Origin of the sequence: Paenibacillus daejeonensis DSM 15491, assembly GCF_000378385.1 — a bacterium.
Taxonomy (GTDB): Bacteria; Bacillota; Bacilli; order Paenibacillales; family Paenibacillaceae; genus Paenibacillus_D; species Paenibacillus_D daejeonensis.
This window is the reverse complement of record NZ_KB899673.1, coordinates 39,069-53,049: the sequence shown is the minus strand read 5'-3', so window position 1 is coordinate 53,049 and position 13,981 is coordinate 39,069. Positions and strand designations below refer to the sequence as shown.

Here is a 13,981-nt window from a genome sequence, read left to right as displayed (position 1 = left end):
TCTAAATGACCGGTGTCAACTTTACTATGCGTACTATTGCGTCTTTTGACACGTTTTGAGCAAGGGTGGTATAATACGTTGAATTAGATTGCATGCAATTTAATTGAAGAGGTGACTTGCATGACAACCGAGAATCGTTCGACATCAGCTGAGGCACTGGAGACGGCAGCGGCGATTGCGCCGGATGTACTGAAACTGGAGCACCAGCTTTGTTTTGCTATGTACGCTTGTTCGCGAGAAATTACAAAATTGTACCAGCCGCTGCTCAAAGCGCTGAATCTGACTTATACGCAGTATCTGACGATGCTTGTGCTGTGGGAAACAGATGGCATTCCGGTCAAAGAACTGGGCGCCCGTCTCTATCTGGATTCCGGCACCTTGACCCCACTTCTCAAGAAGCTGGAGGCGGCTGGTCTGGTCACCCGGACTCGGGACCGTGCCGATGAACGGAGCGTCCTGATCGGCTTGACACCCAACGGGGCTGCACTTAGGCAGCAAGGAGCTTGCGTACCGGAGCAAGCCTTGCAGCAATCGACGTTGCCGCCGGATAAACTGCAGCAGCTATACCAGCTCTCCCGAGAGCTCCTTCATGACCTCAAGCAAGAAGGCTAACCTGGCAAGTATAAGTAATCATTGTAAAACCGGCAGGAGTCGTCTCCTGCCGGTTCATGCAATGCCTATGGATTAACGAGTTTCTTTTTCGGGCTCTGTACCAACCCCGTTAATCAGGTCAATTCCGGGAGTGATTTCCTCCGGTGCCGCCGGATCGACGGGTGTGCCTTGTGCGGCTTCTGTGCTCGCTGGTTCTTCCTCTGCAGTCTTATCATCAAGAATGACGTCGTGTTCTGGATACTGCTCTGTCAGCTCCGTCTCGGCGTCTGGTACGTAGTCCGTTTCTTTTTCCTCATTGAACAGTCCGAAGGACGGATCGATCTCACGCTCAGTGACAAGAGAGTCCGGATGGTTGTTTTTTTCTTTCATGGGAGATGCCTCCTTCTTGGTGTACGGCTTGGCCGTCAGTATGTTATTCCTTACCCGTATCGTTCCCCAAACGAATCGTTCTATTTTGAGAACGTAGGATCAGGCAGGGCTTTTGGATCATTAGGAATGAATTTTATTTTTTTCCAGAAGCCATTTTAGGGAGGACGACGGAGAAGTTTGTCGAAATTTAATACAACTAAGTGAGATTACTTGTGACTATGGGGGTCCTATGAAAGCTTTGCCTTTGTATTGGCCGGCGTTTCTTATTATCATGGCCGTTCTCTGGCTGGGAGCGCCAGCAGCTGCGCTTGCTCTTCCTGATCAGGAGGGCAGCAAACCGATTCCTTCAAGCATCGCGATCCACGATTGGCAGATGAATTGGGAGCACACGACATCCGGGTTAACGACCCATCAAGCGAAGAGCAGCCCACAATGGTTTCAACTCAACGACAGCACTCCGCCGCCCGCTATTCCTGAAGGCGTTTCCTCAGCATGGGTGCGGCTGCAGCTGCCTGAGCTATCATGGGACCATAACGGGTTGTACATTGAAAGACTGCACGCTCAGAATGTCCGTATCTATGCTGATCAGAAGCTAATTTATGAAGCCAAACGGACTCATCTCTATGATGGGCACCGCATTTTGCTGCCCTTGCAGCCTTCACAGGCAGGCGAAGAAGTGCTGATATGGATGGATACAGCTACGGAGAGACTGGGGCTGGACATCCCCATTCGCGTTGGAGACTACGAAGCGTTGATGTCGAATTATGTCAAATCAGGTCTGTTGGATATTATTTTGGGTTGTGCATTTGTTTTTGTTGCCATCGTTATGATGATTTGCCTGGTCTTCTTGCAAAAGGACCAGTTTAAACGCTGGCTATCTTTGAGCTTGATTGTATTAACCACGGGCTTAATGATTGTGTCGTATTCGCCGTACCTTTATACGTTTTATCCGGAGCTTGGCGTTTACGCGTATAACTTTTTTGATGTTTCTTTATTGATATTGCTTCCGTCTCTTACCTATTTCTTCGAGAAAATGATGGTGGGACGGCGCCTCGGATTCGTGACCAAGTTTCGCAAGTTTCAGGTTGGCTTTTCGATTTTCTGCGCCATTAGTTCTTTGTTGAATGTGTTGACGGATTATAACTACTACAGCTTGTATTACTTGGTTTCGGTATCCATACTGGGTGTGACGATGCTCGTGCAGTTGTCCATGCTATTTGGCTGCTCGGTGTATTTTGCTTTTAAGGGCAACAAGGTAGCGCTCATTTTTTCGACGGGGTTCATGTCCTTTGCCATGATGGGCATTATCGATTTGATTCTGTACTACATGAGTGGAGGCAATTATAAACTGGTGCTCTGGAAGTGGGGGATCGTTTGTTTTGTTATTTCGCTCATCATTATTTTAGGCCGGCGATTTGCGAGTGACCACAAGCAACTGATAGCTTATTCCAAAGAGCTGGAGATGTTTAATACCCGCTTGCAGCGATCCGAGAAAATGGAAATCATTAGCGGCTTGGCCGCATCGGTGGCGCATGAGGTGCGTAATCCGCTGCAGGTAACCCGCGGCTTTTTACAGCTGCTTCGCGAGAGCTCTTCTGACAAGGATCGACATTTTATGGCGCTGGCCATTGAAGAATTGGATCGGGCTTCGCATATCATTACGGACTTTCTTACCTTTGCCAAGCCTGAGCTTGATGAAGTATCAGTGCTTAATATTGGGCTGGAGCTCAAGCATATCGAGGGTATTCTGCGGCCGCTGGCCAATCTGCAGGGCGGGAGCATTCGGCTGGATATTCCGTCACAGCTCTATATTGAGGGCAATTCGTCCAAGCTGAAGCAGGCGCTCATCAACATAATCAAGAACAGTATTGAGGCGCTGAACGGACAGGGTGAAATCACAATTTGGGCTTATAAGGAAAAGAACGAGATTGTCGTCCATATTAGGGATGACGGTGAAGGTATGAATGAAGCGGAGCTTGCCAAGCTAGGGGAGCCTTACTTCTCCAATAAAACGAAGGGCACAGGGCTGGGGTTGATGGTAACGTTCCGGATTATCGAGGTAATGCAAGGGAAGTTGGAGTTCTCAAGTACCAAGGGCGTCGGGACGGAAGCCATATTGCGCTTCCCGTCCGTTAGTGCCTCGGCGTAACAATTACCACATGCCAACTGGATCGTCGGAGCCATCGAGCACGACTGCGGGATCTGGAGGGATGACCAGGTAAAACTTGCTGGTTGTCTCTTCAACCGCGACGATCACAATTTCTTCAGGAACCACGATGCCAAATGCAGCTTCAATGGCCTTTTTAGGATTGGTGCAAAGCTCTTCCTTGAAGGAAGCGTCCTCCCAAGCTTTCTGAATAATCAGAGTCTTTAGCGTTTGTTCGGCTGACATGACACATCAATCTCCCTTATACTTTAGTTTATGGATATCATTGCCACTAAAGTATAGCATGTCCTTTGGGTATTTTCTACTATTTTTAGCTATTTTTATAGAACCAATGATTCAATGCTCCTAGTTCTAAAGACTTCTTCTCCGCATCAATTCTCGAGCCTGCTTCAGACAGACTATCTGTTAAGGACTGATGGAAAGCAAGCAAGCCGGGACATTCCATATCCAGAGATCTCATACGCTGATGGGCGGCGATGGCCCGGGCACTGTAACGCGTCATGGCCCCGCCGACAAAAAGCGACGAACGCACCTCTGAAGGCGTAATCATATCTTCCGAGCGCAAGCCGCGAAGCGATTTCACCAGTGCAATTAGACCATTGTAACTGCCACTGGCCAGATCTTCTTCCCAATCTGCCCAATCATCGTTCATCTGTAGTGTTACGAGGAGCAAATCCACCATCTCCGATACCGGATAGATCAACTGTGGACGCTCGGTAAGCAAGAGTGCTCCAGTACTGGCCAGTTTGACAGGGGCGGCTTTTTTGGCAACCCGCATGGGGTCGGTCAGGAAATAGTTCTCATTGCATTCATTGCATACCGTAGAAGCCCAGTCTATCGCATACGTGTCGTGATGCTGCCAGAACAGCGAGTCATGTGGGAACATGGCCCTGTACAAGCCCAGGTACTGCAGCTGAAACAATTGCGAGAGCGCCAGCTGGCTGGACCAGCCGCCTGGCGATGAAGAGGAATCCATAACATCATCCTGAATGAAATAATGCAGCATAACAAATACATTGGCGAGGGCCAGGTCGCGCGTCTGCTCCCGGCGCAAAGGCAGAGCGTCCTCTAACCAATAAGGCAAGAGGTAGCAGACATAGTTCTTGGAACTGCCTTCAATGAGCGGATGAAAAGCATCCAGATAGCGTTGCCCCAGCTCGTCCAACGGCTCAGGGAATTGGGCGATCTGACGCCTGGCCTCCTCAAACACCTGAACCAGTTCTTCTCTGTAATCGTCAAACCACTGCACGGGTGTCACCTCCTGCATCTTGTGTAAGGTCTGATAGAGCTCTGCATCCGAGCTAGCTATGCCCCGTTACCGCTGCCGATATCAAGCACACGTCTGTAGCTACCATACGCGAGAGTCGATGCCAGGAGCAGATCATGCTCAAGCGGTTTGAATAGGTCTGTAGTCAGGTTCAGCATGCTGTCGAACAGTTCGGAAGGGGCTCTCATCAATTGTCATCCCCTTTCTTTGGTAGTGGGTATATTGAACCATTATCATTATATGTCGAATGGAAGAAATTCACAAGAACTTCTATTGGGATGAGTTGCTGACTGCGCTACTTTTCGATATGATAGAAGCATCTTCAGCATGGTAAAGGATGGTGAGAGTGATGAACGAAACGTTGCATAAAGCGTTAAACGACCAAATGAATTTTGAATTTTATTCCTCTCAGGTATATCTTGCGATGGCAGCGTATCTCTCTGCAGAAAGCCTGGATGGATTCGCTAATTTTTTCATTGTGCAGGCGGAAGAAGAAAAGTTTCATGCCATGAAAATTTATGCTTTCCTTAATAATCGGGGCAAACGGGCAACCGTCTCCGGCATGGAAACCCCTAAAAATGAGTATCATTCGGTACTTGAAGTATTCGAGGAAGGCTATAAGCATGAGGTTGAAGTGACGAAGCGTTTTTATCATTTGTCCGATATTGCAATGAATGACCGCGAGCATGCGACCATTCAGTTCTTGAAATGGTTTATCGATGAGCAGGTGGAAGAAGAGTCCATGTTCGATTCGATTATCCAGAAGCTCAAGCGGATCGACAAGGACAGCAATGCCTTCTTTATGATGGATGCTGAGTTCGCGAAGCGCAGCTTCACACCGCCAGCCGAATAAGCTCACTAAAAAAAGCCCTTTCGGATGATTAACTCCGGAAGGGCTTTTTTCCAATTATTGTTCCCAGACTTGCGTCTCCATGTCCTTACTTGTCAATTCAATACGCTCAGGCGTGATGTCGAGGATGACATAGTCCGGGTCGTCCGGTCCGCTGAACCAGCGCTCAAGCTCCTTGCTCCAGACCTTCTCACGCAGGCTATCATCCTTCGTCACCGAGCCTGTCCCTTCAATAGAGACAACCTCGCGCCCCATCTTCCCATCGAACCCGACGAGCAGGAAGACATTCGGGTTGTTCTCCAGCTCTTCTACCTTATGTGTCTTGCGGCTAGTGGCCAGATGCAGCTGCAGCCCATCATGGAACAGCGCCATATACCTGACTTTGGGCCGGCTATCCTCGACTGTTCCGAAGGAACAATACGGGTTGTCCTTTAGCACTTCAACGATTTTTTTTTCCAATGCTTGCTTGTCTGTCATGGGTTGTCTCCTCCTTGTGCTGAGCTATACGTTATGATACCCCGGTCGGCTGCCGATGAATCCGTCGCGCCTTACAGGCGGCATTTCTTTTTGTCGCCGAATCAACTATAATTAGGTAAGTGGAGTGGGTCGGATTGGCTCTTCCACCAGTGAATGACGGATGCTTTTGTTGCCGTATACTAACCCTCAAACGACCTATGTCTAGGTAGCAAAGGAGACGATGAGGATGGACCAAACCCTAGTAAGCGAAGCGCATGCTTCCATTTACTTGCTGGCTGGTGTAGCGACGGCGCCGCGTTTTTTTGAAACCTGCTCCAAGCATGTAGAACAGCTATGCAGCACCTGCGGTTGGCAGCCTAGCGTGCACACGATTTACCCTTATGGTGATCATACCCGTAGCTTATTAGCCCAAGTACGCGAAGTGAGCGGCGATGTAACCCGTCGTTTTCAGGCCTTTCGGATCGGCGGCAGGCTGGCGGCTGAAGAGATCCGCAAGACGTACCAGGGCGGCCTGCTGATTCTGATTGGGCACAGCGGGGGCGGAGCGGCAGCCTACCAAGCCGCTCGCATTCTGGCGGAAGAGGGCAAGCTTACGGATTGTCGAATTGTGCAGATTGGTTCTCCGCGTGTGCCGATTCTTCCGGAATTCCGGGAGCGGGTCTGTTATATCCACGCCGTAGATGAACTGGGCAGACTCAAGGATCCCATCACCAAGCTGGGAAGCTGGGGCGGCTGGACGCGCTCCGGATTTTCGCTGCCCCGCTGGAACGGGAGCAAGTACGCGCCTGCGCATATCAGGCCGATTAAAGTGGTGGGCGGACATGCCGATTACTTCCGCCATGAATCGCCTTTTGTGGATGAAGCGCACGTATCCAATATGGACAAAACAATAGAGAAGGCATGGACCTGGCTGCAGAGCGCCATCGGGCCGCCTGTGCAGCTGGAGTAAAGATGAGACAGGGAGTGCATAGGCCATGATAACCATTTATCCTGCTGAAGAGAGGTACCACAAGGATTTGGACTGGTTGAAAAGCCGGCTCAGCTTCTCGTTTGGCGATTTTTACGAAGAAGACAATACGAGCTTTGGCTGTCTGCGCGTCTTTAATAACGATACAATTAGTGGTGGGCGCGGCTTCGGGGCGCATCCACATCGAGAGATGGAAATCGTCAGTATTGTCCTGAGCGGTCAATTAAAACATGAGGACAGCACCGGACACAGCGCGGTAACCGGCTTCGGCGGCGTGCAGCGCATGAGCGCAGGTACCGGCATCATCCATTCCGAGGTCAATCCTGGAGATGAGCCATGCGAGCTCTTGCAGCTCTGGTTCACGCCTGAGCGCCCGGGTCTGCCCCCATCCTATGAGACCTCCAATTACGATCCCGAGCAGCTCAAAGGCCGGCTGCTGCCCATTGTTTCGGGCCAGGAAGCTCACAAAGGCGAAGGTGTGGCTCATATTCATCAGGATTTGACGATTTTTATGACCGATCTTGTGGGTGGACAGTCCTTGGACTACCAGACGGCAGCGGGCAGGCGATTGTATGTGTTCGTTCTCGAAGGGGAACTTTCGCTGGATGGGCATCATACGTTGAAGCCTAGAGATACGGCAAGGATTCGGGACGTTCAGGAAATCAAGCTTCAACCAACGAATGAAGCGCGTGTATTATTAATTGATATGCCTTAAAAAGGGATGTAAGAGGAGGGAGAGCTTTGGCGGATATTAAACGTAAGCTGCTTGTCAAGCAGGTAATCGGGCGGTTGCTGCTCGATACGGCGGAGCGGGAGCAACCTTTTGCTCTGGAAGAGCAAGATGGGGGCTGGCGGATTGTCATTGAACGCGTTGATCCAGAGAAAGCCGAAGAAATCGGAAGGCTCAGTCAGGATCTGAATTTATTTTATTTTGAAGAGGGTCCGCAAGGGATTAGCAAGTGGTGGTTGTATGGCAAGGATGAACCGCTGGGGCTTGCTTATGATGGCCATGAGCAGGTCTTGACCCTAAATGTAGACAGCCGTGTAGCTTATTCGAACGAACAGGTATAAGGAAGCGCGGAATTGCCAGCAGGGGACTGGCAAGCGGCGTCCAAACAAGTTATGATAGAAGCAACGCTGTATACAGATGAGGTGAGAACGATGACAGAACCAACAGTCGGCTCGCAGGAGCAGGGCACGCCAGAGAGCGAACCCCGCAAAGTCTCGCTGGCCGAAGCTATGAAGCAAAAGCTGCAGCAAAAGAAGCAGGCTCAAGCAGGTGGCGGCAAACAAAAGCATGATATCGCTGGCAATCAGGCAACAATGCGCAGCCAGAATACGAAGAAGATCAATAACCAGCGCAAACGGATGGGCGTCTAATGGCGGCCACCCATGTGTTCAGTCGCCGGGAAGAGATAGCCAACAGTGTGACGCACGGGATTGGGGCGGTGCTCAGCGTAGCGGCGCTTGTGCTCCTGATCGTGTTCGCATCGCTGAAGGGGACGGCGCTGCACGTTGTCAGCTTTACCATTTACGGCAGCTCCATGCTGCTGCTGTATCTGGCTTCGACACTGGTTCACAGCTTTCCTGAAGGCCGGGCGAAGCGGGTATTTGAAGTGCTGGATCATTCGTTCATTTATGTGTTTATTGCAGGAACCTATACCCCGCTGCTCTTTACGGTTATCAAAGGTGCACTGGGATGGACACTGTTCGGGATTGTCTGGGGAATTGCAGCGGCTGGCGTAGTGTTCAAATCGTTTTTTGTGAACCGGTTTTTGTTCACTTCGACGCTTATTTACGTCCTGATGGGCTGGATTATCGTCTTCGCTTGGCAGCCGCTGGTGAACGGATTGGCCTCAGGTGGCTTGAAGCTGCTGATTGCAGGAGGCTTGTGCTACACAATAGGCACAATCTTCTACATGTGGCGCAGCTTTCCCTATCATCATGCGGTCTGGCATTTGTTCGTGCTGGCCGGATCAACCACACATTTCTTTGCGGTGCTGCTGTATATGCTCCCTTAGACAACAGATGTTTTTCATTAAATTAGCAACTATAAAAATGGCGGTGTTGGGAGTTATCCCTGCACCGCCATTTTTATTTCTTTGTGATGGACACGTTTCAATCCTTCTGATATGGCTTGGACACGTCGGCTGTTCGGAACTTTCGGTACAGCTCCAATGAAGCTCTCACATATCCGGCTTCATCGTCGTCCTTTACTTCCATTACTAAGGTGTGCTCTGAGGAGGCAGGGGTGGGCTTGTCCGACCGATCTCTGCCGAGCAGGCTGTCTACTGTTACGCCGAAGCAATCGGCAATCTTCATCACTGTCTCCAGATCGGGTTCATTGATGTTGTTCTCATATTGAGAAATCGTCGATTTGGCAGAATTCAAGATGGCCGCCAGCTGTTTTTGAGTCATATTGCGAGCTTTGCGGAGCTCGCGAATCCGTTCACCAATCATGCTATCATCTCATTCGTGAGTTATATTTATTCATATTGTACATGGAAAATGAACTTCCGTGCATATAAAACAAAAATGATTCATGAAAGATGAAATATAGCTTGAAAAAATGGTAAATAAAGCCTATAATAGGTCTTGTGTTCATGAAACATGAACAGGGGTGAAACAGATGAATGCCAGATTAAAAGCGGCCAGGAGGGCGAAAGGCCTGACTCAGGCAGACATGGCTTCCAAACTGGGCTATCGGTCCAAGAGTGGATACGCTATGGTGGAGAACGGCCAGAATATACCGCCGCTGGACGTCGCGCTTGCGATTGCCAAAATCGTTGGACAAGATGTCGAAACCTTGTTTGCGCAGATAACCAAGGCAGAATAATAAGCAACTACGTTGCAAAAGGGAGTGGATAAGGCATAGAAGAAACTAAGTAACCAGTTAAAACGGGAGGTGATTGCAATGATAATGGAAAGTTCGCCATGGGTTCTTCTTGTCGCCGTGCCGGTGATCGGAGTCCTGGTTGTATTGGAGATACAGTCGCGCCGGGCGCGCAGCAAGAAAAGCGATCAACGGTAGAGGTTGAATTATGAAGGGTCAGGGGCGGCGGCGCACCCGGACCGGGCACCAGCCAGCAGGCTGGCTGCACATGGTAGCTGCATAGGACGAATCCTCCCGTGCCAGAGCGTTGAAGTAACCGGCGAGCAGATGGTTTCCTGAGATGGAACCGCCTTTGAAATTGAGCTTGTGCTCGCCCTTCACATGAAGGTAATAATAAAATTTATCATTTTTGGGTGACTGATAGATGAGTGGAGGGAGCCGAGGTACAATATCGGATTGATTGCTGACACGACAGCTCAGGTCAATATGACGGTTAAAATAACGGGCAAAGGCCGGATCCCCAACCCGCGGTGCCCCGAACGTGTAGATGCGAGGTTTTTTATGGTGCGTATTCAGCGCAATATCTAAACCTGCCAGTGTGGCCAGAGCACCGCCCAGGCTATGGCCGGTCACATATACCGATTTGCTGCCGGGTATCCGGTTCAACAGCTTCAGGAGCGCCCCTCTGCAGGAGCTGTAGAGCTCGGTGAAGCCCAGATGCGTCAGCCCAGCATTGCGGGCATAAGGAAATGGCAGCTGCCTTGCAGTCATATCGACTTCGAAATCTGCTGCCGATCCTGTGCCCCGGAACGCAACAATGATGGAACGGTCCGATTCAAGAATAAAGCCGAAGCGCTCCAGGGGATTGCCGAATGCCTGGGCATCGATAATGCCGGCAATCTTAAAATGCTGGGGCACAAGGAAGATCCCGTTTTTGCTGTTGTATTGCAGATACGTCTGACTGCATACGGCCGCCAGAAAGATCGCTGTCCGAATATCCATCTTCTTGTTCCTCATGCTGTCTCAACTCCCGCTCGGATCTCAGGCGTACCTGTATGGATATCCTATGCACGTACGGGAGTCAGGGCATGGTTACATGACAGGCGTCATCCGCCTGATTTGTAAAGCCGTTTCATCAGCGGATCTATAATTCAGCGATCAGATCACCGGCAATAATGGAGCCGGGAGATTGACGGCGCCCGGCAGCCGCATCACCGGCAGCTCCGTGCAGATAGACGCCTAAAACAGCTGCTGCCATCGCCGAGTGACCTTGGGCAAGCAGACCTCCGATGATGCCAGCCAGCACATCTCCCGTGCCGCCTGTAGCCATACCCGGATTGCCCGTTGGGTTGACGTAGACCTGACCGGACGGATCGGCGCACACCGTGCGGGCGCCCTTGAGTACCACGATCACACCGTTAGTTGTCGCGTAATGTCGCGCTATTCCAATCCGGTCACGCTGAACTTCATCTGTGCGGCAACCACAGAGTCTGGCCATTTCACCCGGATGCGGCGTCAGAATGACTGCGCCGGGTCGGCGCGGCCAATCGGCAAAATCACCGGCCTCAGCCAAGTGATTGAGCGCATCGGCATCAATAACGACGGGCATCTCCGGTGGGAGCTCATGCCAGAGCTGACGCAGCCAGCTCTGCATGGGCGCCTTGCCTATGCCTGCAGCTACAGCATCGATCTCATACAGTGGAAGTGCCGAATCCGCCCCCGAGAGGCCAGGAAGCTGACCCATGCCAGGACCTGTAACCAGCACATCCCGGGTAGCTGTGAGCTCGGCCAGCTGACCAGGATCGGTGGCCGACCAGTCGCCTCGGCCGAAGTCCGGAATACTGGCGAGCATCAGCTCGGGTTGAATGCCAATCATGCCATCGAGCAGCCGTTCCGGGAGCGCCCAGGTGACAAGACCGCAGCCGCTGCGAAGCGCAGCCCGGCAGCAGAGCAGCCCAGCTCCACTCATGGCCCGGGTACCGGCAGCAACGAGCACGTGACCGTAAGAGCCTTTGTGCGTATCATCGCCTCGCGGCCGCTGGGGATCGACACCGAGCTTGTTGCGCAGCAGCGCTGGCGTGACCAGCCAGGTCGGGCTGATGGCAGGAACCTCTCGATCAGCAGCCACATCTAGGAGCGCAGGCGGAATGCCGACAGGGGCCACCAGCACGGTTCCTGCGAGGGCTGCGCCCGGATGCTGTGCGAGACCGCATTTTGCCAGCGCAAACGTCAGGGTCGCCGTAGCCTGGATACAAGGGTCAGCAGCTTGACCCGTATCACTGTCCAGCCCGCTGGGCACGTCAGCCGCAATAATCGGCAGCCCACTGTCATTAGCTTCCCGAATCAGCGAGGCATAAGGCTCCTTGGGCTCACCGCGTGTGCCTGTCCCGAGCAGGGCATCGACAATTCCACCCCATTGACTCCAGTCAAGAACAGCTGGGCGGTAAACGCTGCAGTCGATGTTCAACCGTTTCACTGAACGAAGCTGCTTGGCTGCCTCGGCTCCGAGCTGGTCAGTCTCTTCTGCCAGGACGATGGAGACTGCAATGCCATACTCCTGCAGATGGCGGGCAGCGACCAAGCCGTCTCCGCCATTGTTGCCTTTACCGGCCAGGATAACCCAGGGCTTGTCCGACTGCAGCTCGCTGCGCCGGGCTGAGCTGATCTTCTCTGAACCGGCCATCACTTGTACGGGACCAGCATTCTCCGGCTCGCCCCGATGCAGACGCAGCAACAGCTCCGCGAGCGAACGCCCCGCATTTTCCATCAGGGATTCAACTTGTACGCCGATGTCTTCGATGACATACCGATCCAGCCTCCTCATTTCTTCGGATTGCACGATCCGCATCCATATCCCTCCTTCATCTTTGTTACCCATTACCACAGCCCTGAGTGCTGGAAACGATGAACTGATCCAACAGGACAGGGCATTGCCAGGGTTGGTTTTCTGTCATTGTCTGCTATACTGGGATTATATCATGATGTGTTTGAAATGGGTTCTTTAACCTAACTTGAGGGGGAGCAGCATGACACTAAACATCGGTCTTATTGGTACAGGTTCATTTTCCCAGAAGCATGGGGACATTCTATCCGGCATGGAGGGTGTCAGAGTAGCCGCGGTTTGTGGAAGCAGCAGCGAGAAGGCGGCGGTCTTGGCTGGTCGTTATCCTAGTGCTGCGGCATATGGCGGAGTAACGGACATGTTGGAGGGGACCAAGCTGGATGCAGCATACATATGCGTACCACCATTTGCTCATGGCGATATTGAGTTGGCTCTGGTGTCGGCGGGCATTCCATTTCTGGTAGAAAAACCGCTCGGTACTGATCTTGAGACGCCAACCGCTATCCTGGAGCAGGTGACAGCCAAGGGGTTGATTACCTCGGTCGGCTATCATTTCCGCTACATGGATAATGCGGCCAGAGCCAAGGAGCTATTGGCCGGACAGACAGCAGGGATGGCGATCGGCCGATGGCTGGGCGGGATGCCGGGGGTCTACTGGTGGCGCAAGCAGGAAGGCTCTGGCGGTCAGATTATGGAGCAGACAACTCATATCGTCGATTTGCTTCGCTACCTCATGGGGGAAGTGACAGAGGTATATGCGGCCTATGCCCAGCGTGTCATGCATGAGCAGATGGATGGCGTGACCGTACCCGATGTCGGGGCGCTCACGCTGAAAATGGCGAGCGGTGCAGTTGCCAGCATCACCAATACTTGCATGTCACCGCATGCGGGATCGGCCGGATTGCAGATTTATGCGAGTGAAGGACTGCTGGAACTGGATCATCAACAATTGGCTTACACAACAGAGGGCCAATCTGTCATCCACAAGAACCGGACAGACCCGTACAAGCTGGAGAATGAAATATTCGTGCAAGCGGTCCGCAGCGGGGATGCTTCGGCCATTCGTTCAAGCTATGCCGATGCCTGGCGTACACAGCAGGTAACTGCCGCAGCCAACCGCTCGGCTATGATTGAGCAGCCGGTGCGGATTATCTAAGTGAAGGTCGCAAGACGCACAAAACCGCAGCAGGCTATGCCTGCTGCGGTTTTGCAGTGGTTCTTATCATGATGGATTCATGACGACCGTCAAGCTGACCTTCGTCCGGTAATCAGAGATACCACGAAGAGGATCAGGAAGATAAAGAATAGTACTTTGGCTACGCCTGCAGCGGCATCTACAATGCCCCCGAATCCGAAGATTGCTGCCACGATCGCAATAATGAAGAAAATTGCTGCCCATCTTAACATAGTCATCACTCATCCTTTCTACATATAGTGTATGAAGTCAAGGTCACGGTTATTCCCGGACTGCGTTCGCTTGATGCGCATGTCCCCGAATGGGGTTCGGGAAGCTTGAGTATCAAGCGGCTGCAACCTCGCTTGGTGGAGAATTAACCGGGAAAACAGAGGTTGAAACAACTTCGATTTGAATAACATT

19 protein-coding genes are annotated in these 13,981 nt (G+C 51.9%); 10 read left to right on the top strand and 9 right to left on the bottom strand.

Annotated elements, in window-relative coordinates:
• Window positions 1-120: 120 nt before the first annotated feature.
• Window positions 121-612 carry a MarR family winged helix-turn-helix transcriptional regulator gene (locus F556_RS0127570; RefSeq protein WP_020620240.1) on the top strand — a complete coding sequence of 164 codons (492 nt, stop codon included), beginning with the start codon at window positions 121-123 and terminating at the stop codon, window positions 610-612.
• Between the two features lie 72 nt (window positions 613-684).
• Here the strand turns inward: F556_RS0127570 and F556_RS0127565 are convergent, their stop codons facing one another.
• Window positions 685-981: a hypothetical protein gene (locus F556_RS0127565; protein ID WP_020620239.1), complete on the bottom strand. Its 297-nt coding sequence runs from the start codon at window positions 979-981 to the stop codon at window positions 685-687.
• Between the two features lie 229 nt (window positions 982-1,210).
• On the opposite strand from F556_RS0127565, the gene F556_RS0127560 reads away from it, so the two are divergent.
• Entirely contained in the window at window positions 1,211-3,130 is a 1,920-nt protein-coding gene (locus F556_RS0127560) for a sensor histidine kinase (protein ID WP_020620238.1), read from the top strand.
• A gap of 3 nt (window positions 3,131-3,133) precedes the next feature.
• Here the strand turns inward: F556_RS0127560 and F556_RS0127555 are convergent, their stop codons facing one another.
• The 3 genes from F556_RS0127555 to F556_RS38130 form a co-directional block, all read right to left on the bottom strand.
• Window positions 3,134-3,373: an NHLP leader peptide family RiPP precursor gene (locus tag F556_RS0127555; RefSeq protein WP_020620237.1), complete on the bottom strand. Its 240-nt coding sequence runs from the start codon at window positions 3,371-3,373 to the stop codon at window positions 3,134-3,136.
• Between the two features lie 85 nt (window positions 3,374-3,458).
• Window positions 3,459-4,415 (bottom strand): hypothetical protein, encoded by a 957-nt coding sequence (locus F556_RS0127550; RefSeq protein WP_245583147.1) that lies wholly within the window; start codon window positions 4,413-4,415, stop codon window positions 3,459-3,461.
• Window positions 4,416-4,453: 38 nt separating this feature from the next.
• Complete coding sequence (locus F556_RS38130; RefSeq protein WP_020620235.1) at window positions 4,454-4,603, bottom strand: hypothetical protein; 150 nt, start codon at window positions 4,601-4,603, stop codon at window positions 4,454-4,456.
• Between the two features lie 161 nt (window positions 4,604-4,764).
• Between F556_RS38130 and F556_RS0127540 the strand changes: the two genes are divergently transcribed.
• The gene (locus F556_RS0127540; protein WP_020620234.1) at window positions 4,765-5,268 is read left to right on the top strand and encodes a ferritin; all 504 of its coding nucleotides are present in this window, start codon (window positions 4,765-4,767) and stop codon (window positions 5,266-5,268) included.
• A 54-nt stretch (window positions 5,269-5,322) separates the two neighbouring features.
• Here the strand turns inward: F556_RS0127540 and F556_RS0127535 are convergent, their stop codons facing one another.
• Window positions 5,323-5,742: a pyridoxamine 5'-phosphate oxidase family protein gene (locus F556_RS0127535; protein WP_020620233.1), complete on the bottom strand. Its 420-nt coding sequence runs from the start codon at window positions 5,740-5,742 to the stop codon at window positions 5,323-5,325.
• A 226-nt stretch (window positions 5,743-5,968) separates the two neighbouring features.
• On the opposite strand from F556_RS0127535, the gene F556_RS0127530 reads away from it, so the two are divergent.
• From F556_RS0127530 to trhA, 5 genes are all read left to right on the top strand, one after another.
• Window positions 5,969-6,691 (top strand): hypothetical protein, encoded by a 723-nt coding sequence (locus F556_RS0127530; RefSeq protein WP_020620232.1) that lies wholly within the window; start codon window positions 5,969-5,971, stop codon window positions 6,689-6,691.
• Window positions 6,692-6,716: 25 nt separating this feature from the next.
• A complete protein-coding gene (locus F556_RS0127525; RefSeq protein ID WP_020620231.1) occupies window positions 6,717-7,424 on the top strand; it encodes a pirin family protein in 708 nt (235 codons plus the stop codon).
• Window positions 7,425-7,450: 26 nt separating this feature from the next.
• Window positions 7,451-7,780, top strand: coding sequence for a hypothetical protein (locus tag F556_RS0127520; RefSeq protein WP_020620230.1), 330 nt, complete (start codon window positions 7,451-7,453; stop codon window positions 7,778-7,780).
• Between the two features lie 90 nt (window positions 7,781-7,870).
• Window positions 7,871-8,089 (top strand): hypothetical protein, encoded by a 219-nt coding sequence (locus F556_RS0127515; RefSeq protein WP_026297529.1) that lies wholly within the window; start codon window positions 7,871-7,873, stop codon window positions 8,087-8,089.
• Window positions 8,089-8,730, top strand: a complete 642-nt coding sequence (gene trhA / locus F556_RS0127510; RefSeq protein WP_020620228.1) for a PAQR family membrane homeostasis protein TrhA — start codon at window positions 8,089-8,091, stop codon at window positions 8,728-8,730. The genes F556_RS0127515 and trhA overlap by 1 nt, the downstream gene beginning before the upstream one ends.
• Window positions 8,731-8,827: 97 nt before the next feature.
• Here trhA and F556_RS0127505 read toward each other — a convergent pair whose 3' ends face one another.
• On the bottom strand, window positions 8,828-9,169 hold the full coding sequence (locus tag F556_RS0127505; protein WP_020620227.1) for a helix-turn-helix domain-containing protein: 342 nt from the start codon (window positions 9,167-9,169) through the stop codon (window positions 8,828-8,830).
• Window positions 9,170-9,338: 169 nt separating this feature from the next.
• Between F556_RS0127505 and F556_RS0127500 the strand changes: the two genes are divergently transcribed.
• A complete protein-coding gene (locus F556_RS0127500; protein WP_026297528.1) occupies window positions 9,339-9,545 on the top strand; it encodes a helix-turn-helix transcriptional regulator in 207 nt (68 codons plus the stop codon).
• A gap of 213 nt (window positions 9,546-9,758) precedes the next feature.
• On the opposite strand, the gene F556_RS0127490 is transcribed toward F556_RS0127500, so the two are convergent.
• Window positions 9,759-10,559 (bottom strand): lipase family protein, encoded by an 801-nt coding sequence (locus tag F556_RS0127490; protein ID WP_026297527.1) that lies wholly within the window; start codon window positions 10,557-10,559, stop codon window positions 9,759-9,761.
• A 127-nt stretch (window positions 10,560-10,686) separates the two neighbouring features.
• The gene (locus F556_RS0127485; RefSeq protein ID WP_020620224.1) at window positions 10,687-12,390 is read right to left on the bottom strand and encodes a bifunctional ADP-dependent NAD(P)H-hydrate dehydratase/NAD(P)H-hydrate epimerase; all 1,704 of its coding nucleotides are present in this window, start codon (window positions 12,388-12,390) and stop codon (window positions 10,687-10,689) included.
• A gap of 178 nt (window positions 12,391-12,568) precedes the next feature.
• On the opposite strand from F556_RS0127485, the gene F556_RS0127480 reads away from it, so the two are divergent.
• The gene (locus F556_RS0127480) at window positions 12,569-13,540 is read left to right on the top strand and encodes a Gfo/Idh/MocA family protein (protein ID WP_020620223.1); all 972 of its coding nucleotides are present in this window, start codon (window positions 12,569-12,571) and stop codon (window positions 13,538-13,540) included.
• Window positions 13,541-13,629: 89 nt separating this feature from the next.
• Here F556_RS0127480 and F556_RS37385 read toward each other — a convergent pair whose 3' ends face one another.
• Window positions 13,630-13,791, bottom strand: a complete 162-nt coding sequence (locus F556_RS37385; RefSeq protein WP_020620222.1) for a DUF1328 domain-containing protein — start codon at window positions 13,789-13,791, stop codon at window positions 13,630-13,632.
• Window positions 13,792-13,981 lie beyond the last annotated feature (190 nt).

Bases quoted from the DNA above. Each gene is read 5' to 3' on its own strand.
- F556_RS0127570 (WP_020620240.1), top strand. From the start codon at position 121: ATGACAACCGAGAATCGTTCGACATCAGCTGAGGCACTGGAGACGGCA.
- F556_RS0127565 (WP_020620239.1), bottom strand. From the start codon at position 981: ATGAAAGAAAAAAACAACCATCCGGACTCTCTTGTCACTGAGCGTGAG.
- F556_RS0127560 (WP_020620238.1), top strand. From the start codon at position 1,211: ATGAAAGCTTTGCCTTTGTATTGGCCGGCGTTTCTTATTATCATGGCC.
- F556_RS0127555 (WP_020620237.1), bottom strand. From the start codon at position 3,373: ATGTCAGCCGAACAAACGCTAAAGACTCTGATTATTCAGAAAGCTTGG.
- F556_RS0127550 (WP_245583147.1), bottom strand. From the start codon at position 4,415: ATGCAGGAGGTGACACCCGTGCAGTGGTTTGACGATTACAGAGAAGAA.
- F556_RS38130 (WP_020620235.1), bottom strand. From the start codon at position 4,603: ATGAGAGCCCCTTCCGAACTGTTCGACAGCATGCTGAACCTGACTACA.
- F556_RS0127540 (WP_020620234.1), top strand. From the start codon at position 4,765: ATGAACGAAACGTTGCATAAAGCGTTAAACGACCAAATGAATTTTGAA.
- F556_RS0127535 (WP_020620233.1), bottom strand. From the start codon at position 5,742: ATGACAGACAAGCAAGCATTGGAAAAAAAAATCGTTGAAGTGCTAAAG.
- F556_RS0127530 (WP_020620232.1), top strand. From the start codon at position 5,969: ATGGACCAAACCCTAGTAAGCGAAGCGCATGCTTCCATTTACTTGCTG.
- F556_RS0127525 (WP_020620231.1), top strand. From the start codon at position 6,717: ATGATAACCATTTATCCTGCTGAAGAGAGGTACCACAAGGATTTGGAC.
- F556_RS0127515 (WP_026297529.1), top strand. From the start codon at position 7,871: ATGACAGAACCAACAGTCGGCTCGCAGGAGCAGGGCACGCCAGAGAGC.
- trhA (WP_020620228.1), top strand. From the start codon at position 8,089: ATGGCGGCCACCCATGTGTTCAGTCGCCGGGAAGAGATAGCCAACAGT.
- F556_RS0127505 (WP_020620227.1), bottom strand. From the start codon at position 9,169: ATGATTGGTGAACGGATTCGCGAGCTCCGCAAAGCTCGCAATATGACT.
- F556_RS0127500 (WP_026297528.1), top strand. From the start codon at position 9,339: ATGAATGCCAGATTAAAAGCGGCCAGGAGGGCGAAAGGCCTGACTCAG.
- F556_RS0127490 (WP_026297527.1), bottom strand. From the start codon at position 10,559: ATGAGGAACAAGAAGATGGATATTCGGACAGCGATCTTTCTGGCGGCC.
- F556_RS0127485 (WP_020620224.1), bottom strand. From the start codon at position 12,390: ATGCGGATCGTGCAATCCGAAGAAATGAGGAGGCTGGATCGGTATGTC.
- F556_RS0127480 (WP_020620223.1), top strand. From the start codon at position 12,569: ATGACACTAAACATCGGTCTTATTGGTACAGGTTCATTTTCCCAGAAG.
- F556_RS37385 (WP_020620222.1), bottom strand. From the start codon at position 13,791: ATGTTAAGATGGGCAGCAATTTTCTTCATTATTGCGATCGTGGCAGCA.